This window comes from Capnocytophaga canis (assembly GCF_043187445.1).
Lineage (GTDB): Bacteria > Bacteroidota > Bacteroidia > Flavobacteriales > Flavobacteriaceae > Capnocytophaga > Capnocytophaga canis.
Window position 1 is genome coordinate 2,658,279 of the sequence record NZ_CP171121.1, and the last position, 21,340, is coordinate 2,679,618.

A 21,340-nucleotide genomic window follows, 5' to 3' on the forward strand; every position below is an offset into this window, starting at 1 on the left:
ATTTTCTGGAAATATTTTACCGAATTACGGTCAATTTTTGCCACAGAGGCTCATCGGGTAGGGGAGCGATGATTTCGATTTTTTCCTTTTTTACAGGATGAATAAAACTCAATTTTCGAGCGTGTAAATGAATACTACCATCTGCATTTGAACGTCTGGCTCCGTATTTTAAATCACCCTTAATAAAGCAATCTACAGCAGCTAATTGTGCTCTAATTTGATGATGTCTTCCTGTAATTAATTGAATTTCCAACAGATAGTAATTGGTTAGTTTTTCTAACACTTTGTAATGTAAAATAGACTTTTTACTATCTTTAACTTCTTTTGAATGGGCTGTGGATTTATTTTTCTCCGAGTTTCGCGTAAGCCAATGAACTAAGGTTCCCTCGCTTTCGGTCGGACAGTTATCAGTCATTGTCCAATATGTTTTTTCAACAGCAGCCTTATTAGCAAATAGGGTATTGAGCCTTGAAAGAGCCTTTGAAGTTTTTGCAAAAACTACAATTCCTGTAGTAGGTCTATCTAAACGATGTACCACACCAAGGAAAACCTCTCCTGGTTTATGGTATTTCTCTTTGAGATATGATTTTACAATTTCACTGAGTGGAGTGTCGCCAGTTTTATCACCTTGAACGATGTCTCCTGCTCGTTTATTGATGATGATTAAATGATTGTCTTCGTAGAGAACGTCTAAATTTTTTTCGTTTGAAATTACTTTCATATTTTCGTTTTTTAGTCAAATACATAAATCGGAAGTCGTCATAGAACAAACCTCCCAAAAGTAATGCTATAGCAATGGTAAGAGCGTATAGATTCATCTTCATCTTAACGAAGAAAAAACCTCCGGATAATCCTCCTAAAAAGAAAAAGGTAATGATAAATAATCGAAGTTTAATAGTTGATTTTAAGTTTTTTAGCTGATTTTTGTGTTTATTTTTACTCAGATAAATCCACTGTGAAAGTTCGATACCCAAGTCTGTGAAAAGTCCCGTTAGGTGAGTAGTTCGTACCACTGAATTTGATATTTTCGTAACGAAAGAGTTTTGTACACCCATTGCAAACAGCAGAATAAAGGCTGTCACATCATTCGAAAAATCAGTGATAAAATAGTTGAGAGCCATTGCTGTAAATAACAAAAAGCACTCAACAATGGTTGGAGCTAAAAAAATATTGTGTTTTTTGTAAAAATTTGCTGTTTCTATTAAGTAACCCGATGTAAATGAACCCATTAGAAATGAAAGAATATATAATAAATAGAGAGTTCCTTTCCAAAATTCCATAATAAAAACGTCGTACATAAAGAGTGCAAAATGCCCCGTTACGTTAGTTGTCAATTTCCCTAAAAATAGAAATCCAACAACATTTACGACCCCTGCAACGAAAGATAATACTACCGCTATTTGCAGATTATTTTTTGGAGTCCTTTTCTTTCCCTGATGTCGAAACATTTTATAAGCCTTAAAAATCAATAACCTCAATAAATCATACAAGGGCGTATAGACTACGCCCCTGCATGTATTTACCTTTTGTAAAAAGATATAGTGTCATTGACTATTAAAAAAAGTGACGTTTAAAGGCCTCCATAGCTTGATATTTTGCCAAACCAAGTTTGTGAAGACGGTTAGCCGTATCAGAATTTCGCTCTTCTGCTCTTTGCCAGAATTCACGCATGTCACTTCCCATATACATAGCTCCGTCTTTTTGTGATTGGTGGAAGAAAATCGCCTGACGTTTGCGAAGCACTTGGTCACGTGTCATAGGAACAATCATTTCCATTTCGTGAACATCCCACTCATGCCATGCACCGCGGTAAAGCCACACCCAACAATCTTTCATATAATCTTCATTTTTCAAACGTTCCAAAGCAGCAAAAATTCCATCCAAGCATACTTTATGTGTTCCATGAGGATCGGCTAAATCACCTGCTGCATATATTTGATGAGGTTTTACTTCACGAATCAAATCTTCTATTATTTTGATGTCTGCCTCACCAATTGGTTGTTTTTCAACCGCTTGAGTTTCATAGAAAGGTAAGTTCAAGAAATGCAAATTTTCATCGGGAACATTGTAATAACGCGTAGCTCCATAGCACTCATGGCGACGAATGTTTCCTTTAAGTTTCCAAACATCCAAGGTCTCTTTATCTCCTTGTTTTTTATTTTTAAGGATTTGCATTACTTTTTCAAGATGTGATACATCCGTTTTTCCCAGTAACATATCATGAGCTACTTCTACAAAACGTAACGCTTCAGTGTCAGCAACTGCCGTGCTTCCCGAAGTTTGGTAAGCAATATGTACCTCGTGCCCTTGTTCTACCAATCGGTCAAAAGTACCTCCCATTGAAATTACATCATCGTCGGGGTGAGGGCTGAAAATAATAACTCTTTTTTTGTGAGGATGTTCTCTCTCAGGTCGATACGAATCATCGGCATTAGGTTTTCCGCCTGGCCAACCTGTGATGGCTCTTTGAATACGATTAAAAATACGGATATTTAGGTCGTAAGCCGAAGTGTCCTCTAACAAGACTCCTAATCCATTTTCAAGATAATCTTCCTCACGAAGTCCTAAAATGGTTTTATCTAAACGTTCGCACAACCAAACTACCGCACGTGCAATTTCTTCTTCGTTTTTATTATTGAAATCATAATCTCCTACTAACCAAGGAGTTTTATTGCGAATCAATTCACTTGCAGCCGTTTCATCAATCACAAAAGTTGTATTTTTGTGTTCTTGTAAAAATGTAGCGGGAATTTGTGATGAAACTTCTCCTTCAATAGTTTTTGCAATGATAGAAGCCTTAGAAGCTCCCCAAGCCAAAAGCACTACGCGACGAGCCGCTAAAACTGTTCCAACTCCCATCGTAATGGCTTTACTAGGTACATTTTTATATCCACCGAAAGCGTGTGCTGCATCCGTTTTTGTTACTTTGTTCAAAGTGACCATACGCGTGATGGAATTTACGTTTGAACCAGGTTCGTTAAATCCGATATGTCCAGTACGTCCGATTCCTAAAAGTTGGAAATCAATTCCACCTGCTTGTTTTATTTTTTCTTCATAAGCGTAGCAGTAGTCACGAACTTCTTCCTTGCCTAATGTTCCGCTTGGGATGTTGATGTTTTCAGGAAGTATGTCCACATGGTTGAATAAGTTTTTGTGCATAAAATGCCAGTAACTTTGAATATCTTCCTTTTGCATTGGGAAATACTCATCCAAATTGAACGTAATTACATTTTTAAAGCTAAGACCTTCCTCTTTATGCATACGAATTAACTCCTGATAAACCTTTACAGGAGAAGAGCCAGTCGCTAAACCGAGTACGCAATTCTTTCCTTCAGCTTGTTTTGTTCTAATCAATTCAGCTATTTCTTTGGCTACGGCAATAGAAGCCGAATTTGCATCCGAAAAAATAACATTGTGTATTTTTTCATAGCGAGTTTCCTCGAACAATCCAGCAGGCTGGTGTTTGATGGATTGCGTGTTTTTTTGAATGGTTGTACTCATTTTATTCTTTTTTTGGTTGTTTCTTTACTTTATTTAGGTAATAAGTTATAATAATCTTTTGATTTTTTAAGTATGGATTAAGGATGCAAGACTCTCTTTGATTCAATCACTGTATGATCCGTAATATCTACTTATTTCCGAAATCAGAATACTCTCATGTGAGAAGAATAATTAGTTAATAACTTTCTTCTTCATTTGGAAAACTTATGTTTTTCACATCTTCGACATAGCGAGAAACCGCTGAATTAATATCTTCATATAAATTAGCGTATCTACGTAGAAAACGAGGATGAAACCCTTGAGTCATTCCAAGTACGTCGTGTAGTACAAGTACTTGGCCATCCACATGGCTTCCTGCTCCGATACCAATTACTGGAATTGAGACAGATTTAGCAACCTCTTCCGCTAATTTTGCAGGAACTTTTTCCAAAACAATAGCAAAGCATCCCATTTTTTGCAGTAAAAGAGCATCTTGTTTTAGTTTTTCAGCTTCAGCATCTTCTTTTGCTCGAACAGTGTATGAACCAAATTTGTAAATTGATTGTGGTGTCAATCCCAGATGCCCCATAACAGGGATTCCTGCATTTAAAATACGCTTTATACTCTCCTTTATTTCCTTACCGCCTTCCAATTTTACTGCGTGTCCACCGCTTTCTTTCATTATGCGGATGGCAGAACGTAGAGCTTCCTTAGGGTCGGACTGATATGAACCAAAAGGCAAATCGACTACTACTAAGGCACGGTTCGCACCACGAACCACTGATGAAGCGTGGTAAATCATTTGGTCTAACGTAATTGGTAAAGTCGTTTCATGTCCTGCCATTACGTTACTTGCCGAATCTCCCACCAAAATAACATCTATTCCAGCTCCATCAATGAGTTTACTGAACGTATAGTCATACGCCGTAAGCATTGAGATTTTTTCACCTCTTGATTTCATATCAATCAGTGACTTGGTTGTTACACGTTTATATTCTTTTTTTGCTACTGACATATTCAAATTGTTGATTTATAATCGCCTATTTTCTGTGTATAGTTTGCGTTCTGTCAGGACCTACCGAAACTAAGGTAATTGGTACTTCGAGTTCCTTCTCTAAGAAATCAATATAATTTAGCAACTCCTGTGGCAATTTATTATGATCTTTGATTGTCGTTAAATCCTGAGCCCATCCTTTCATCTCTGTGTAGATAGGCGTAACATTTTGTTCCTCAATATTGTATGGTAAGTGTTTGATTTCTTGTCCTTTATACAGATATGCAGTACATACTTTCAAAGTGTCAAATCCACTTAGTACATCGGCTTTCATCATCATCAGCTGTGTAACTCCATTTATTTGAACAGCGTATCGTAATGCAACCAAATCCAACCAACCACAACGACGTTTTCGCCCAGTGGTAGCTCCAAACTCTTTACCCACACGTCCCATTGTTTCACCTGTTTCATCAAACAATTCGGTAGGGAAAGGTCCACTACCTACACGTGTGGTATAAGCTTTGAAAATTCCTAACACATCTCCAATCTGCGTTGGAGCAACCCCCAAACCAGTACAAGCTCCAGCAGCCGTAGTATTTGACGAGGTTACGAAAGGATACGTGCCAAAATCAATATCCAACAGCGAACCTTGAGCTCCTTCAGCCAAGATTTTTTTATTATTTCTGATAGCTTGGTGTATATATTCCTCACTGTCAATAAACTGTAAACTTTTTAGAACCTCTATAGCTTCAAAAAACTCAGCCTCTAACTCAGCTAAGTTGTACTGAATTTCAACATTGTAGTGAGAAATCATTTCTTCGTGTTTGTCGGTCAAATTGCGGTAACGTTCTTTGAAGTCATCCAATTCGATGTCCCCCACACGAAGTCCATTTCTTCCAGTTTTGTCCATATAAGTAGGTCCAATGCCTTTGAGTGTAGAACCAATTTTTGCTTTTCCTTTTGAAGTTTCAGAAGCAGCATCTAACAATCGGTGAGTAGGTAAAATAAGATGTGCTTTACGAGAGATTAATAATCTTTTTTTCAGATCAATATTGAATTTTTTGAGTGCTTCGATTTCTTTTTTGAAGATGATAGGATCAATAACTACCCCATTTCCAACGATGTTTATTGCACTTTCATGGAAAATTCCAGACGGTATGGTGTGCAAGACGTGTTTGATGCCGTTAAATTCAAGAGTATGTCCTGCATTAGGTCCTCCTTGAAAACGAGCTATGATATCATATTCTTGAGTGAGAACATCTACAATTTTTCCTTTTCCTTCGTCGCCCCATTGAAGCCCAAGAAGTAAATTTACTGCCATTTTTTAGCGATTTTATGATTTGGTTATTTGTTTTTCTTTCCGTAAAAATATAGCGAATGGTTCGTAATTTCGATATTAAAAACCTCTTCAATTGTTTTTTTGATAGATTGGATTCTCGGATCACAAAATTCAAACACTTCGCCTGTATCGGTTAAAATTACATGATCGTGCTGACGATCAAAGTATGATTTCTCGTAGTGAGCTTGGTTTTGTCCAAACTGGTGTTTACGTACCAAACCACATTCCAAAAGCAACTCAATAGTATTGTAGAGCGTAGCACGACTTACTCGATATTTTTTGTTTTTCATGCTGATATACAGCGTTTCAATATCGAAATGTTCACCACTTTCGTAAATTTCTTTCACGATAGCGAAACGTTCAGGTGTTTTTCGATGTCCATTTTCCTCTAAGTAGGCGGTGAAAACCTTACGAACAATTTCCAGATTTTCCTCTGTGGTATTAGCCATATCTTTTCAAGTGTTAATTATAAGGGACAAAGTTACAATTTTTTTTGCTATTAAACAATTATGGTTTGATATTATTTATACCTTAGATTCAATACCCAAGTGCAATTTTTTATGCCATCAATTTATAAAATAAATTTTTAGGTTCTTCAAAATCTAGTGTTATTACTTACTTTTATAGTTTTTAAAGTTAAGGTGTTCGTGATGTGCTCTCTAAAAAAGAATCATCCTTCGGTTAATTTTTTGTTCTTTAGAAAATATTTCCTTGCGAATATTGGCTTGTTCCTGAGTGTTTTGAGGGTTATAAACACCTCTTTTGAGCCTATTCCTCTTAAGCTCCTACTGATGGTGCCTTTCTGATACACCTAATTGCTTGGTAACAAATTTTTGTGATTTATTACATTTAAGATATGCTTTTATTTCGTATCTTTGCTCCAAAGTTAAGTGTTTATACTTCATTGTTTTATGTGATGTTTCTTAAATTACATTAGTATTTAAATTCCATCGGTAAGTGCGATTTGTTGATGATAGTTGTTTATTCATATACAAATGACTACCTTTGTCCGCTTGTTATACAGTAGAATAGTTTTTATTTAACTTCACCTATGGTACTACGTACCTATATTTCAAAAGTATATTTAAAGTAAAATAGTATCAATAAAAATTTAAACATGCGATTACATCGAAATCTTACAGAGGCTGTCATCGAAGGATTGGGGTTTATTTTTAACGAGCAACAGTATGCCGATAAAGTAGTTGAAAGACAACTGAAAAAAGATAAACGCTGGGGGGCTCGTGATCGTGCTTTCATAGCCGAAACGATGTATGACATTGTACGATGGAAACGTCTGTATGCTGAAATTGCAGAGGTAAAAGCACCGTTTTCTTCACATGATTTATTTCGGATGTTTGCTGTATGGGCAGTTCTTAAAGGTGTTCATTTGCCTGATTGGTCGTGTTTTGAGAACACACCCCAACGTCGTATTAAAGGCAAATTTGATGAACTTTCAAAAATACGTAAATTTAAAGATTCCGTTCCCGACTGGCTTGATGCTTTGGGAGAAGCGGAGTTAGGTTCAGATATTTGGAGCAAAGAGCTCACTGCCCTCAATGAATTAGCTCCTGTTGTATTACGAGTGAATACTCTAAAAATTGCTCCTGCACAGCTCAAAAACCTATTAAGAAATGAAGGTATCGAAACAAAACTTCTAAAATCCTATCCTGAAGCCTTAGAGTTGATACAGAGAGCTAACATATTCACTACCAAGGCTTTTTCAAGTGGTATGTTTGAGGTGCAAGACGCTTCGTCACAGAGAGTAGCTCCTTTCTTGGAGGTACTTCCCTCAATGCGAGTGATTGACACATGTGCCGGTGCTGGTGGAAAAACCCTACACTTGGCATCGCTGATGAAAAATAAAGGGCAAATTATTGCAATGGATATTTATGAGAACAAATTGCAAGAACTCAAACGTCGAGCCCGTCGTAATGAGGTATTTAATATAGAAACCAAAGTTATTGATAATAAACACCTTAAACGAATGCAAAACACAGCCGACCGCGTATTGATTGATGCACCTTGTAGTGGATTGGGAGTGCTTAAACGTAATCCAGATGCTAAATGGAAATTACAACCTGAATTTTTAAATAAAATTAGGGAAACACAACAGCAGATTTTGCAAGATTACAGCAAGATGGTAAAGCCTGGAGGAAAAATGGTTTACGCAACCTGCTCCATACTTCCTTCGGAAAATCAAAAACAAGTAGAAACTTTTTTAGAGTCTGAGGCAGGTAAAAACTTTATATTTGAAACTGAAGAAAATATTTTTGCACACCAAACAGGCTACGACGGATTTTATATGGCTCGAATGCGGAAAAAGTAAAATTTTTTTCATAACTTTGCGTGATAGAGACTCAATTTATTAATTCTGTAGGAGCTATTAGGTTTTAACAATAAATAGAAATTCCTCAGAAAAGATATAAAATGGATTTTTCCCTAAGAATAGTTGTAGTGTTTTGAATATTTTGATAAAAAACACTAGAAAATAAGTACCTTAGTAGGACTATTAAATCATTTAAAATTAAAACATCTAAATAATTTTGGAGAGCTTAGAATATAACACAGAACGTACCCCTTTAATCATTCCTGAATATGGTCGACATATCCAGAAAATGATTGAGAAGGCAATTCATATCGAAGACCGAGAAGAACGCAACAATACCGCCAAAGGAATTATTGCAGTAATGGGAAATCTAAATCCACATTTAAGAGATGTGCCTGACTTCCAACATAAATTATGGGATCAACTTTTCATCATGTCTGGATTTCAGCTGGATGTAGATTCTCCTTTTGAACGTCCAACAGAAGCTGTTTTAGTACGACACCCTGACAGATTGAACTACCCCCAAAGTCATCCAAAATATCGTTTTTACGGTAACAATATCAAAAAAATGATTGATGTTTGTGTGCGTTGGGAAGAAAGTGATTTAAAAACAGCATTGAAATTCTCAATAGCGAATCATATGAAAAAAAGTTACTTAAATTGGAATAAAGAAACTGTTGAGGACGAAGTAATCTTCCAACATCTGTATGAATTAAGCAATGGGCAGATTGATTTAAAGCAAGATAAAGAAGATTTAACAACCAGTCAGGAATTGATTAAAACAAAACAGAATCTGACCAGAAAAAATACATCTCAAAACAATAAAAAAGGAGCTACAAATCATAAAAAAACAAAATAAGTATGGGAATTTTTAAAATTGAAGGGGGGCATCAGCTTAAGGGTGAAATTACTCCACAAGGTGCTAAGAATGAAGCACTACAGATTTTATGTGCTGTACTGCTCACCGATGAAAAAGTGACCATTCACAATATACCAGATATTTTAGACATCAATAAATTGATGTCATTACTTGAAAACTTAGGAGTGAAAACTCAAAAATTAGGAAAAGGATCATATAGTTTCCAAGCCGATGAAATCAATATCAACTACTTGGAATCCATGGCATTTCACTCTGAAGGACAAAGTTTACGAGGGTCTATAATGATTGTTGGGCCTCTTTTAACACGTTTTGGTGTGGCATATATTCCGCAACCAGGAGGTGACAAAATAGGTCGAAGACGTTTAGATACCCACTTTGAAGGGTTTATAAAATTAGGAGCTGACTTCAAATATGATTCTGACAATCACATATATAGCGTAAAAGCAAATGGACTCACAGGAACGGATATGCTATTAGACGAGGCTTCGGTTACGGGAACGTCGAATATAATTATGGCAGCAGTCTTAGCTAAAGGAACTACCACGATTTACAATGCCGCTTGCGAACCCTACGTACAACAACTGTGTCGTATGTTAAACAATATGGGGGCTGACATTCAAGGTATTGGTTCTAATTTTATTACTATCAACGGAGTAGAAAAACTATCGGGATGTACACATACTATATTGCCGGACATGATTGAAATAGGTAGCTGGATTGGACTTGCAGCCATGACTCAAAGCGAAATTACAATTAAAAACGTAGGCTGGGAGCATTTGGGATTGATTCCCAACGTATTCCGTAAGTTAGGTATTAAATTAGAGCGCCAAGGTGATGATATTTATATTCCTGCCCACAAAGATGGGTATGAAATTCAAAGTTATATTGATGGCTCTATTCTGACAGTTGCTGATGCTCCTTGGCCTGGATTTACGCCTGATTTACTGAGTATCGTTTTAGTGGTTGCTACCCAAGCTCGTGGTGAGGTACTTATTCACCAAAAAATGTTCGAAAGTCGCTTGTTTTTCATTGATAAACTTATTGATATGGGGGCAAAAATTATTCTGTGTGACCCGCATCGGGCTACTGTCATAGGTAACGATTTCAAATCACCCTTACGAGCCACATTGATGACTTCACCCGACATACGTGCTGGAATTGCCTTGCTTATCGCAGCACTTTCTGCCAAAGGAACATCAATTATCTATAACATTGAACAAATTGACCGAGGTTACGAAGATATCGATGAACGATTACGTTCCTTAGGAGCTAAAATCATACGTGTAAACTAAAATATAAAAAGATGCTCATTATAGGAATTGCAGGAGGAACGGGATGTGGAAAAACAACCGTTGTAAATCAAATTGTTAGTGAATTATCCCAAGAAGTAAGTGTCATTTCACAGGATTCTTACTATCGGGAAATGAGTCATTTGCCTTATACCGAAAGGGTAAAAACAAACTTTGATCACCCCGATTCTATCGATTTTGATTTACTAAAACAACATTTGATATCTCTAAAATCAGGAATACCAGTGGAAAGTCCCGTCTATTCTTTCGTTGAACACAACAGAACAGGCGAAACGGTACTGATAAAACCAACTAAAGTAGTCATTGTAGAGGGAATTTTAATTTTTTCACGTGCTGATATCCGTGAGTTGTTCGATATTAAGATTTATGTACATGCCGATCCTGATGAACGACTTATCCGACGTATTAAACGCGACATTACCGAACGAGGACGCGACGTAGAAGAGGTGTTGAACCGCTATCAAACCACTCTCAAACCGATGCACTTGAAGTTTATTGAACCAGTAAAAGAATATGCAGACATTATAATACCTAATAATAGACGTAATTTCGTAGCTATTGACATCATTAAAACCATTGTACATAATCGCATTTTAGCAAATTAAATGAAAAAAACTATTTTTCAATACGTTTCATTTCTCAAAGGATATAGACTGTATGTCTTTATCCTGTTTTGTTTTTTCTTTTGGATGGCTTTTTTTGATTCTAATTCTTTACTCACACACCGTGAATTGAATAAGGAAATTCATAAATTGAATCGACAAAAACAGTTTTTACAAAAGGAAATTGAAAAAGATAAAGAAATGTTATTGATTTTAGATACCGATGAAGGTCGTGAACGTTTGGGACGAGAAGAGTACTACCTGAAACACGACAATGAGGATGTTTATATTATTGAGCATGACACTATTGATTAATAAAATATTACGAAGTTATTTTACATATAGTCTATGAATTTTGGTATTATCATCCCCGCTCATAACGAAGCTAATTACATTGTACAAACTTTGGAATCATTGTTTAATCAAACGCTATTACCAACACAAATTATCGTAGTAGATGACGCTTCAACGGATGAAACCCCATTAATTTTAGATAAAATACGTCGGAAAAATCCTATTTTAGAAGTTATTCGCAAAGAAAATACAGGAAAACACCTTCCTGGTAGCAAAGTAGTACAAACCTTCAATACAGGACTACCTTTTTTGCGCAAAGATATTGATATAATCTGCAAGTTTGATGCAGATTTAGTGTTTCCTACAGATTATTTAGCTACTCTACAACGACATTTCCTTGAAAACTCACAATTAGGCATGTGCGGAGGATTTTGTTATATTGAAAAAAACGGCACTTGGGAATTAGAAAATCTGACCAACAGGGATCATTTACGAGGAGCTTTAAAAGCATATCGGAAAGATTGTTTTTCGAACATAGGTGGACTACCTCCTGCTATGGGTTGGGACACTATCGATGAGTTACTTGCTCGTTATTTCGGATGGGAAGTATGTACTGATTCATCACTGAAAGTCAAACATTTAAAACCTACAGGAACGAGTTACACTCTCCAAGCTCGTCTGCTACAAGGCGGTGTTTTCTATCGCCTCCGCTATGGATTTTGGTTATCACTCTTAGCTTCTGTTAAATTAGCATCGAAAAAAAGAAAATGGCAACTTTTTAAAGATTATCTACAAGGTTATTTTAATGCCAAACGTGAAAAACAGCCATATTTGGTAACCTACAAACAAGGTCAGTGGATTCGCAACTATCGATGGAAAGGGGTTTGGAAACAATTATTGAAAATCAAATCATAAAATTGTACAAAATCTCTCTAAACGTTGTATTTATTTATGTTTTTAATCTCTTATTTGATTTTTTTTCATCTTTTGTTGTAAACACATACTTTTTTTGTAATTTTGTCGCCTGAAAAATTATTACTTTACTATATGACACAAATCAAAAACATCGCAATCATTGCCCACGTTGACCACGGAAAAACCACTTTGGTAGATAAAATACTACACCACTGTGCGTTGTTCAGAGAAAATCAAGAGTCGGGAGAATTGATTTTGGACAACAACGACATTGAACGCGAACGCGGAATTACTATTCTTTCTAAAAATGTTTCCGTGAATTATAAAGGAACGAAAATCAATATCATAGACACCCCAGGACACGCCGATTTCGGTGGTGAGGTAGAACGTGTGCTTAATATGGCGGACGGAGTACTTCTTTTGGTAGATGCTTTTGAAGGTCCAATGCCACAAACGCGTTTCGTGCTTCAAAAAGCTATCGAAATGAAACTCAAACCTATCGTGGTTGTAAACAAAGTGGACAAGGAGAATTGTACCCCTGATGAAGTTCACGAAAAAGTGTTCGACCTAATGTTTGAACTCGGTGCCGAAGAATGGCAGTTGGATTTCCCTACCGTGTACGGTTCTGCTAAAAACAATTGGATGTCAGAAGATTGGAAAAACCAAACTGATTCTATCGACCCGCTTTTGGATATGGTTATCAAGCATATTCCATCACCTAAAGTAGAGGAAGGAACCACACAAATGCTTATCACTTCATTAGACTATTCTTCTTTTACAGGTCGAATTGCTATCGGGCGTTTGCAACGTGGTGTGCTAAAAAGCGGAATGAATGTTTCGTTGGTAAAACGCGACGGAACTATCACAAAATCAAAAATTAAGGAACTACATACTTTTGACGGATTAGGTCGTAAAAAAATCGACGAAGTACAAGCGGGTGACATCTGTGCTATCGCAGGATTGGAAGGTTTTGACATCGGCGACACCATTGCCGATTTTGAAAATCCGGAAGCCTTGCCTACCATCGCCATTGATGAGCCTACAATGAGTATGTTATTCACTATCAACGATTCTCCTTTCTTCGGAAAAGAAGGAAAATTCGTAACTTCACGCCACATTAAGGAACGTTTGGAAAAAGAATTGGAGAAAAATCTTGCTCTTCGCGTAGAGCCTACGGATAGTGCCGACAAATTTATGGTTTTCGGACGTGGTGTATTGCACCTTTCAGTACTTATCGAAACGATGCGTCGTGAAGGTTATGAATTACAAATTGGTCAGCCACAAGTAATTATAAAAGAAATCGACGGCGTAAAATGCGAACCTGTTGAGGAATTGACTATCGACCTACCTGAAAACCTGTCAGGAAGAGCGGTTGAATTTGTAACTCTCCGTAAAGGCGAAATGCTGTCAATGACTCCGAAAGGCGAACGAATGGTTATTGAATTCATTATTCCATCACGAGGGATTATAGGTCTTCGTAATCAGATACTTACTGCTACTGCCGGAGAAGCTATTATGGCACATCGTTTCTTGGAATATCAACCTTACAAAGGCGAAATACCAGGACGTATCAATGGTTCGTTAATTTCTATGGAAAATGGAAAAGCTATTCCGTATTCTATTGATAAACTGCAAGATAGAGGAAAATTCTTTATCGACCCGAACGAAGATGTGTACGAAGGACAAGTAATTGGTGAAAATTCACGTGGTGATGATATGGTGGTAAACGTTACTAAAACCAAGAAACTCACTAACATACGTTCGGCGGGTGCGGACGACAAAATGCGAATTGCTCCTGCTATTAAATTCTCTTTGGAAGAAGCTTTGGAATATATTCAAAAGGATGAATACGTGGAAGTTACGCCAAAATCAATACGTTTGCGTAAAATCTACCTAAACGAAAACGACCGTAAACGCTACGAAAAAGAGTTTAAATAATTGTAAGATTTCCTTTTAAAGAAGTAACAAAAAAGCCGAAAAGTATTACACTTTCGGCTTTTTTATCAATATGATATGACTATTTTTGTCTGAAGTAAATATCAATTGGAACTCCTCTAAAATCGAAGTTTTCGCGTAATTTATTCTCAATGAATCGTTTGTAAGGTTCTTTTACATACTGAGGCAAATTGGCAAAAAACACAAATTGAGGCATTGGTGTAGGTAATTGCATACAATATTTAATTTTGATATACTTACCTTTGATGGCAGGTGGTGGATAACTTTCAATCAGAGGTAACATAATTTCGTTTAGCTTTGAGGTTTGAACACGCTTTGAACGATTTTTATAAACTTCCACAGCCTGTTCAATAGCTTTGAAAATACGCTGTTTGCTCAGTGCTGAGATGAAAATAATGGGTACATCAGTGAATGGAGCAATTTCTTTACGTATGATTGCTTCATACTCTTTCATCGTATTATTTTGTTTTTCAACCAAATCCCATTTATTTACCAAAATAACGATTCCTTTTCGGTTCCGTTCCGCTAACCAAAAAATATTAGAGTCTTGACCTTCAAACCCACGTGTTGCGTCAATCATCAGTATACACACATCGGCATGTTCTATGGCTCGAATAGAACGCATTACGGAATAAAATTCCAAATCTTCCTTTACTTTTGATTTGCGACGGATACCCGCTGTATCAACCAAATTAAATTTGAATCCAAATCGGTTGTACTCTGTGTCAATTGCATCGCGTGTGGTACCTGCAATGTCTGTAACTATATATCTATCCTCTCCAATCAATGCATTGATAAATGATGATTTTCCTGCATTAGGTCGTCCAACCACTGCAAAACGGGGTAATTGCTCTGTTTCTTCATTACCTTCTTTAATAGGAAGTACCTTTACCAGGTCGTCCAATAACTCACCACTGCCACTTCCATTTAAACTGGATAGTGTATACACATTTTCAAAACCAAAGGCATAAAATTCGTGTGAATCAGCCACTCGATTGTTGCTATCTACTTTATTTACAGCTACAAAAATCGGCTTTTTTGACTTTCGAAGCAAATCAGCCACTGTTTCATCCATTCCTGTAACGCCATCTTCCACGTTCACCATGAAAATAATGGCATCAGCCTCATCAATGGCTAAAGTAACTTGTTTATCTATTTCTTTTTCAAAATAATCGTCGCTCCCTAAAACATATCCTCCTGTATCAATAACAGAAAATTCAACTCCATTCCAATCCGTTTTCCCGTAATGACGATCACGTGTAACTCCACTCACAGCATCAACAATCGCCTCACGGCGTTTTATTAGTCGATTAAAAAAAGTAGATTTCCCTACATTTGGGCGACCCACAATGGCAACTATTGCACTCATAATTTTGCTTATTTTTTGTGCAAAGATATAAAAATAATTAGGAAACGCAATTGGGTGGGCAAACGGAAAAGGTTCTCAAATTTGATTATCACATAAAGAAATGTAGCGTAATAAAGTGGGGGAGGAGTAGCAATAAAAAAGGCTACCCCAAAAAGTTTGCGGATAGCCTTTCTACGATTTCAATTGTTTTTACTTCTTTTTCCAAGCATTTATATTTTCTTGTATAGCCTTTACATAACCATCATTTCCTGCTTTTTGAGCTCTTTCCAAAGCTATTTCAGCAGTTTTGATAGCATTTTTATAATCTTTTTTGGCTGCTTGGATATCAGATTTCAGTTTTTGTACCCAATAAGCTGTAGGGTTAAGTTCCACCGCTTTTGATGACCATTCCAAAGCCTTGTCTAAATCTATATTTTCTTCAAAATAGAACATAGCAGCTCTGTGATAATCACTTGCTGTTGGGCCGTTCATTGTTTTTCCTATACTTTCGATTACGGCTTGTCGGGTATTCACTTTGATAGGGACTTTTACTAAGATATTATCCCATGCAAGGGTAAGCATGGCATCATTATTACGAATTTCATCAAAACCAATCGTAAAAGTTTCTACTTTGGGGTTTATAGTTAATGGTTTGACAACAGATTCTGCAATTACCTTTCCTTGATCGAAATTTTTACCTGGAGCTCCCCATAATTCTGAGTCAGCATATAAAAATACTTTCCATTGGTTGGTGTCAGGCACAGAATAAAGAGCATATTTTCCTGCTTTGACTTCTGTATTTCCAAAAGTTATTGGAGTAGAAAACTCAATAACCGTAGCAGCATTAGCTCCAGTACGCCAAATTTTTCCGTATGGAACCAAATCTCCGAAAATAACCCTGTTTTTCACTGACGGACGAGCGTAAGTTATCTGTACTTCCGTAAGTCCAATAGTCTGATTTATTGATGATTTAGGACTCGCGTTTGGTGTTTTTAACTGAGCCATACCCAGTTGAAATGTTAATAAAGCAACGATAGAAATAGCTATTTTCTTCATACTAAACTAAGATTTAATTATATTATTCCACAAAAATATATATTTTTTTGAATTTGAACTAATTTTTATAACTGTATTTTTATTTGATATTATTTAATATTATTTAATATTATTTGCTTTGGAATTAGTAATTAAGTATAGATAGTTCATTGTTTAGTTTAAGCATTAATAATTTTAAACTATAAATCATCATATATAATTGTTTTGTGTAACATTTGGTTTTTCTTCTAAATCGGGCTAAATAATGCCGAATTCTGCTGTTGTAACTTTCAACAGTATAAGTTTCCTTTTAGTTTGCAGATGCTTTTCAGCAGGGATAAACTCTTTGTAGCTTTTCCAATAATCCGTACAATACACCTTTGATAATTCCATTTTTTATTTTGTTTTTGCTTTTACAAATTGGACAATCCATCTCTTATTTTTCTGCCAAGTATACAAAAACTATATTTAATAGCCAAATAAAGTAAAACGTGCTAAACAATATTTTTAGAGCTGATAATTTGAAAAGAAGCTGTCCAAAAAGGACAGCTTCTTTTGTTTTCTGAGTTTAAATTTTATTTTAGACTACCTACCATATCTTCTGGTTTTACCCACGCATCAAAATCCTCAGGGGTTACGTATCCCAAACGAACGGCTTCCTCTTTCAGAGTAGTTCCGTTTCGGTGTGCTGTTTGAGCAATTTCAGCAGCTTTGTAATATCCTATTTTTGTATTTAAAGCGGTAACCAACATTAAAGAATTATCGACTAACTCTTTGATACGTCTGTGATTAGGTTCAATTCCTTGTGCACAATGTTCGTCAAATGACACACAAGCATCTCCTAATAATTCTGCTGAACGCAAGAAGTTTGAAGCCATCAAAGGTTTGAAGACATTCAACTCGTAGTGACCTTGAGCTCCTCCAACGGAAATAGCAACGTCATTACCCATAACTTGAGCAGCAACCATTGTAAGTGCTTCACACTGTGTAGGGTTTACTTTTCCTGGCATGATAGAACTACCAGGTTCATTTTCAGGGATTAATATTTCTCCAATTCCTGAACGAGGCCCAGAAGCCAACATACGAATATCATTTGCAATTTTGTTCAAAGAAACCGCTAATTGTTTCAAAGCTCCATGAGCTTCCACAATTGCATCATGCGATGCTAAAGCCTCAAATTTGTTAGGAGCTGTAACAAATGGATGTCCTGTGAATTTAGCAATGTATTCAGCTACTTTCACGTCGTATCCTTTTGGAGTATTGAGACCTGTTCCTACAGCAGTTCCACCTAAGGCTAATTCAGAAAGATGAGCCAATGTATTTTTAAGGGCTTTAAGTCCATAATCCAATTGAGCTGCATATCCTGAAATTTCTTGTCCTAAGGTAAGTGGTGTGGCGTCCATAAGGTGAGTACGTCCAATTTTTACTACATCTTTGAAGGCTTCAGCTTTAGCTTTTAAGGTGTTGCGAAGTTGTTCTACGCCAGGGATAGTTTTTTCAACCACCATTTTATAACAAGCAATATGCATTCCTGTTGGGAAAGTATCGTTTGAAGATTGCGATTTGTTTACGTCATCATTTGCTTTTAAAACAGGATCACCTTCGCCTATTTTCCCGCCTGAAAGTACTTGTGCACGGTTCGCAATTACTTCGTTTACGTTCATATTTGACTGCGTTCCGGAACCCGTTTGCCAAATTACAAGCGGAAATTGGTCATCTAATTTTCCTTCTAAAATTTCATCACAAACTTGTGCAATGGCATCTCTCTTTTCAATAGGAAGTACACCTAGATCGCAATTTGCATAAGCAGCAGCTTTTTTTAGATAAGCGAAACCGCGAACAATTTCAATAGGCATTGAAGCAGGTGCACCGATTTTAAAATTGTTGCGTGAGCGTTCGGTTTGAGCTCCCCAATATTTGTCGGCAGGAACTTTTACTTCACCCATTGTGTCTTTTTCAATTCTGTAATTCATTGTATTCTTTTATTTTATATTAAACGATTTTTTGGTTCTAAAACTCTACAAAGTTACTAAATTAAAAATAAAAAGAAGAAATTTTTTAAGATTTTTTTATGTAGCTTTTATCATATACATATTTACACTATTTCTGTTTGATATTCGCTCTCAGTGAGCAAAACTGTTTTATATCGAAGTGTTTCCTGTTTGATTATTTTCTGTTCAACATATTTTATCAAAGCATTGTAAGAGAAAAATATATTTGATACTTTTGTCGAAAACTAACGTAGAAATGAGAATAAAATTGATAAAAACATTGTTATTTTTTACATTTACAGCAATACTCACTGTTGGATGTAAAAAGGAAGTAGAGGAAACGCCTTACTTTACCCTTAAAGATTCCATAGAAGTTTCTAGAGAAGCGTCTTTTGAGTTTATTGAAGTACAAACAAATGTATCGAATTGGCGAATTGTAGTGCCAACGGAAGCTGCTTCATGGCTAACAGCCGTAAAGGAAAAAGGAGGGTTTAAAATTGCAACAGTCTCAAATAAGGGAGGAGAGCGTTCAGCAACTTTACAATTAATAGGAGAACGAGTAACTTACAATTTTTTGGTAACCCAGCTTGGTATATATCCAAATCCGGATAGCATAGAACATGATTTGAAGTTGAAAATAGTTACAGGTTCTGCGTCTTCTTTTCAGAAGGGTTCCGAGATTGAAAAGGTCTTTGATGGAAATTTGAAAGGGGGTTCAGATGCTGAGATATATCATTCGGCGTGGGACAACAGAGCCTCTAATTATTTTCCGATTACCATCGAATTAGCATTGGAAAGTGCAAAGGACGTGGATTATATGATGTATTACCCGAGAACCAATAGCTCGAATGGTCATTTTAAAGAGGTAGAAATTTGGGTTAGTACGGAGAAGAAATCCGAATATACAAAAGTTAAAGATGTTGATTTTGGTGGTACAGGGGCTGTGAGTCGAGTGAACTTCGGTGCAACCATTGTAGGAGCAAGGTCGTTTAAGCTCGTTGTTAAATCGGGACAAGGCAATGGGGCAGGATTTGCATCTGCTGCAGAAATTGAATTCTATGCTAAAAGAACCAGTAATTCTGATGCTCTTTCCATATTTAAAGATATAACTTGTTCGGAACTTAAAGAAGGAATTACCGAGCAAGAGATTCAAAGTATTAGCAATACATTTTATAAGAATATTGCTATGCTAATTAAAAACAATCAATATCAGTCAGAATTTCGCATACAGGAATATAGAGCTTGGGCTGATCCAAATGTAATTAAGACTAAAAATCGTATGCAATATGCCTATAGTAATCTTGATAATCCAACGGGAATTTCCGTGAACGAAGGAGAAGATTTGGTTGTTTTTGTAGGAGAAACCAAGGGTCAAAAGCTACAAATTAAAATAATGAACTTGGATAAACCAGGGGGAGATGGTTTTGACCAAGCTTCATATCATCCCTTGTATGAAGGTGTTAACAAAATAAAAGCAGGTTCAAAGGGACTTATCTATTTACAGTACCAAACTCCTAACTATGCAACAGCACCCAGAATTAAAATACATTTTGCAACAGGGAATGTCAATGGATACTACGATAAAACAAAACATACTGCGGTTAATGATTGGAATCGTTTGATAAGTGCTGCAACTAATAAGTATTTTGATGTAATTGGAGAACATGCTCATTTGTGCTATCCGACCGAAAGTTACAAGGCATACGCAACTTCTAAAGGAAAGGAATTGATTGATATTTATGATGAAATTGTGCGTCAAACCCATATTTTTGCAGGAACTATAGGCGAGAGAGCCATGACCAATAGAGCTTATTTTCAAGTGATGTATCACTCTTACATGTATTGTACGGCATATAGGACTTCCTATCACGAAAGTACTATGTCAACGGTTTGTAATCCCGATGTTTTGAAAACAGGGAATAACATTTGGGGGGTAGCACACGAAATTGGACATGCTCATCAAGTACCTCCTGTTTTTCAGTGGATTGGTATGACCGAAGTTTCCGTAAATATGAACCCTATGAATATCCAAACCGCTTGGAATACCCCAACACGTTTGGAAGTAGAATCCATGCAAGGCGAGGGTGGTTATAATAACCGTTATGAAAAGGCTTACAATATAGGTTTGATTCCAGATGTGCCAAATTGTGAAATTCCAGATGTATTCTGCCGTTTAATACCTTTCTGGCAATTAAATTTATACTTTTCAAGAGTGAAAAATGACCCTACTTTTTACGCACGATTCTATGAGAAAATGCGAACAATTGATTTAAAACCGACCTTGAAAGATGGAGAATATCAAGTAGATTTCACCAAAATAGCCTCTGAAATGGCGGGAATGAATCTTATTTCTTTTTTTGAAAAATGGGGATTCTATAAACCTGTTGATAAATCAATTAAAGATTATGCTACCCGACAATTGACTGTGACGCAAGAGTATGTTGATCAAATCAGAAAAGAAATCAATGTTTTAGGACTTCCTCCAATAACGGATAAGATAGAATATATTTGCGATAGCAATTGGACATATTTCAGAGACCAATCCTCCGTTATTAAAGGGACAGCTACCAGAAGAGGGACGACAGTGACCACCATTGGATATAAAAATGTGGTTGCTTATGAAGTTTACAGTAATAACGATTTGATTTATGCGACCAACAAAAATTCATTCGATTTTAAAAATACAGCGGCAACAAATGTAATAGTTTATGCAATTGCCTATGACGGCACAAGAACCGAGGTTACTTTTTAAATCAATCACACACCATCAGTTGTAAACTCCTATCTTGTAAAATTAAAATTCAGTATTCTTGATTTTTCTGCACAAATAATTTTTTATTTTCGAAAGAAATATTTACTTTTGCGAAATA

The 21,340-nt window shown here is 36.2% G+C and carries 17 protein-coding genes and 1 pseudogene; 8 read left to right on the forward strand and 10 right to left on the reverse strand.

Going from position 1 to position 21,340, the window contains the following annotated elements; all coding sequences use genetic code 11:
- Nucleotides 1-16 precede the first annotated feature (16 nt).
- From ACF3OB_RS11285 to ACF3OB_RS11310, 6 genes are all read right to left on the reverse strand, one after another.
- A complete protein-coding gene (locus tag ACF3OB_RS11285; protein ID WP_392420318.1) occupies nt 17-721 on the reverse strand; it encodes an RluA family pseudouridine synthase in 705 nt (234 codons plus the stop codon).
- A complete protein-coding gene (locus tag ACF3OB_RS11290) occupies nt 651-1,448 on the reverse strand; it encodes a YoaK family protein (RefSeq protein ID WP_095893167.1) in 798 nt (265 codons plus the stop codon). The genes ACF3OB_RS11285 and ACF3OB_RS11290 overlap by 71 nt, the downstream gene beginning before the upstream one ends.
- A gap of 106 nt (nt 1,449-1,554) precedes the next feature.
- A complete protein-coding gene (gene nagB / locus ACF3OB_RS11295; protein WP_119652369.1) occupies nt 1,555-3,501 on the reverse strand; it encodes a glucosamine-6-phosphate deaminase in 1,947 nt (648 codons plus the stop codon).
- A 175-nt stretch (nt 3,502-3,676) separates the two neighbouring features.
- Nucleotides 3,677-4,495, reverse strand: coding sequence for a 3-methyl-2-oxobutanoate hydroxymethyltransferase (gene panB, locus ACF3OB_RS11300; RefSeq protein WP_095893165.1), 819 nt, complete (start codon nt 4,493-4,495; stop codon nt 3,677-3,679).
- A 25-nt stretch (nt 4,496-4,520) separates the two neighbouring features.
- Nucleotides 4,521-5,795: an adenylosuccinate synthase gene (locus ACF3OB_RS11305; RefSeq protein WP_392447771.1), complete on the reverse strand. Its 1,275-nt coding sequence runs from the start codon at nt 5,793-5,795 to the stop codon at nt 4,521-4,523.
- A 23-nt stretch (nt 5,796-5,818) separates the two neighbouring features.
- Nucleotides 5,819-6,262, reverse strand: coding sequence for a Fur family transcriptional regulator (locus ACF3OB_RS11310; protein WP_042008119.1), 444 nt, complete (start codon nt 6,260-6,262; stop codon nt 5,819-5,821).
- Nucleotides 6,263-6,930: 668 nt separating this feature from the next.
- Here ACF3OB_RS11310 and ACF3OB_RS11315 point away from each other — a divergent pair.
- The 7 genes from ACF3OB_RS11315 to typA all read left to right on the forward strand — a co-directional run bounded on the left by ACF3OB_RS11315 (nt 6,931) and on the right by typA (nt 14,078).
- Entirely contained in the window at nt 6,931-8,139 is a 1,209-nt protein-coding gene (locus ACF3OB_RS11315; protein WP_042345307.1) for an RsmB/NOP family class I SAM-dependent RNA methyltransferase, read from the forward strand.
- A 217-nt stretch (nt 8,140-8,356) separates the two neighbouring features.
- On the forward strand, nt 8,357-8,998 hold the full coding sequence (locus ACF3OB_RS11320; RefSeq protein WP_042009637.1) for a DUF4290 domain-containing protein: 642 nt from the start codon (nt 8,357-8,359) through the stop codon (nt 8,996-8,998).
- A 2-nt stretch (nt 8,999-9,000) separates the two neighbouring features.
- Nucleotides 9,001-10,311, forward strand: a complete 1,311-nt coding sequence (gene murA, locus ACF3OB_RS11325; RefSeq protein WP_042009640.1) for a UDP-N-acetylglucosamine 1-carboxyvinyltransferase — start codon at nt 9,001-9,003, stop codon at nt 10,309-10,311.
- Nucleotides 10,312-10,322: 11 nt separating this feature from the next.
- Nucleotides 10,323-10,934, forward strand: a complete 612-nt coding sequence (gene udk, locus ACF3OB_RS11330; protein WP_042009643.1) for a uridine kinase — start codon at nt 10,323-10,325, stop codon at nt 10,932-10,934.
- The gene (locus ACF3OB_RS11335; RefSeq protein WP_042009645.1) at nt 10,935-11,246 is read left to right on the forward strand and encodes a septum formation initiator family protein; all 312 of its coding nucleotides are present in this window, start codon (nt 10,935-10,937) and stop codon (nt 11,244-11,246) included.
- A gap of 33 nt (nt 11,247-11,279) precedes the next feature.
- Nucleotides 11,280-12,140, forward strand: a complete 861-nt coding sequence (locus tag ACF3OB_RS11340; RefSeq protein WP_392447773.1) for a glycosyltransferase family 2 protein — start codon at nt 11,280-11,282, stop codon at nt 12,138-12,140.
- A 132-nt stretch (nt 12,141-12,272) separates the two neighbouring features.
- Nucleotides 12,273-14,078, forward strand: a complete 1,806-nt coding sequence (typA, locus tag ACF3OB_RS11345) for a translational GTPase TypA (protein ID WP_095911644.1) — start codon at nt 12,273-12,275, stop codon at nt 14,076-14,078.
- A gap of 79 nt (nt 14,079-14,157) precedes the next feature.
- On the opposite strand, the gene der is transcribed toward typA, so the two are convergent.
- The 4 genes and pseudogenes from der to fumC form a co-directional block, all read right to left on the reverse strand.
- Nucleotides 14,158-15,465: a ribosome biogenesis GTPase Der gene (gene der, locus ACF3OB_RS11350; protein ID WP_095911643.1), complete on the reverse strand. Its 1,308-nt coding sequence runs from the start codon at nt 15,463-15,465 to the stop codon at nt 14,158-14,160.
- Nucleotides 15,466-15,654: 189 nt separating this feature from the next.
- Nucleotides 15,655-16,500 carry a DUF2911 domain-containing protein gene (locus ACF3OB_RS11355; protein WP_042345297.1) on the reverse strand — a complete coding sequence of 282 codons (846 nt, stop codon included), beginning with the start codon at nt 16,498-16,500 and terminating at the stop codon, nt 15,655-15,657.
- Between the two features lie 124 nt (nt 16,501-16,624).
- A pseudogene (locus ACF3OB_RS11360) lies at nt 16,625-16,869 on the reverse strand (IS1 family transposase); the annotation flags it as partial.
- 185 nt (nt 16,870-17,054) lie between these two features.
- Nucleotides 17,055-18,452, reverse strand: a complete 1,398-nt coding sequence (fumC, locus tag ACF3OB_RS11365; RefSeq protein WP_042006488.1) for a class II fumarate hydratase — start codon at nt 18,450-18,452, stop codon at nt 17,055-17,057.
- A 274-nt stretch (nt 18,453-18,726) separates the two neighbouring features.
- Between fumC and ACF3OB_RS11370 the strand changes: the two genes are divergently transcribed.
- Entirely contained in the window at nt 18,727-21,222 is a 2,496-nt protein-coding gene (locus tag ACF3OB_RS11370) for a M60 family metallopeptidase (protein WP_392447775.1), read from the forward strand.
- The last annotated feature ends 118 nt before the right edge of the window (nt 21,223-21,340 follow it).

Bases quoted from the DNA above. Each gene is read 5' to 3' on its own strand.
- ACF3OB_RS11335 (WP_042009645.1), top strand. From the start codon at position 10,935: ATGAAAAAAACTATTTTTCAATACGTTTCATTTCTCAAAGGATATAGA.
- fumC (WP_042006488.1), bottom strand. From the start codon at position 18,452: ATGAATTACAGAATTGAAAAAGACACAATGGGTGAAGTAAAAGTTCCT.
- typA (WP_095911644.1), top strand. From the start codon at position 12,273: ATGACACAAATCAAAAACATCGCAATCATTGCCCACGTTGACCACGGA.
- murA (WP_042009640.1), top strand. From the start codon at position 9,001: ATGGGAATTTTTAAAATTGAAGGGGGGCATCAGCTTAAGGGTGAAATT.
- ACF3OB_RS11285 (WP_392420318.1), bottom strand. From the start codon at position 721: ATGAAAGTAATTTCAAACGAAAAAAATTTAGACGTTCTCTACGAAGAC.
- ACF3OB_RS11290 (WP_095893167.1), bottom strand. From the start codon at position 1,448: ATGTTTCGACATCAGGGAAAGAAAAGGACTCCAAAAAATAATCTGCAA.
- der (WP_095911643.1), bottom strand. From the start codon at position 15,465: ATGAGTGCAATAGTTGCCATTGTGGGTCGCCCAAATGTAGGGAAATCT.
- udk (WP_042009643.1), top strand. From the start codon at position 10,323: ATGCTCATTATAGGAATTGCAGGAGGAACGGGATGTGGAAAAACAACC.
- ACF3OB_RS11310 (WP_042008119.1), bottom strand. From the start codon at position 6,262: ATGGCTAATACCACAGAGGAAAATCTGGAAATTGTTCGTAAGGTTTTC.
- ACF3OB_RS11355 (WP_042345297.1), bottom strand. From the start codon at position 16,500: ATGAAGAAAATAGCTATTTCTATCGTTGCTTTATTAACATTTCAACTG.
- panB (WP_095893165.1), bottom strand. From the start codon at position 4,495: ATGTCAGTAGCAAAAAAAGAATATAAACGTGTAACAACCAAGTCACTG.
- ACF3OB_RS11305 (WP_392447771.1), bottom strand. From the start codon at position 5,795: ATGGCAGTAAATTTACTTCTTGGGCTTCAATGGGGCGACGAAGGAAAA.
- ACF3OB_RS11340 (WP_392447773.1), top strand. From the start codon at position 11,280: ATGAATTTTGGTATTATCATCCCCGCTCATAACGAAGCTAATTACATT.
- nagB (WP_119652369.1), bottom strand. From the start codon at position 3,501: ATGAGTACAACCATTCAAAAAAACACGCAATCCATCAAACACCAGCCT.
- ACF3OB_RS11315 (WP_042345307.1), top strand. From the start codon at position 6,931: ATGCGATTACATCGAAATCTTACAGAGGCTGTCATCGAAGGATTGGGG.
- ACF3OB_RS11370 (WP_392447775.1), top strand. From the start codon at position 18,727: ATGAGAATAAAATTGATAAAAACATTGTTATTTTTTACATTTACAGCA.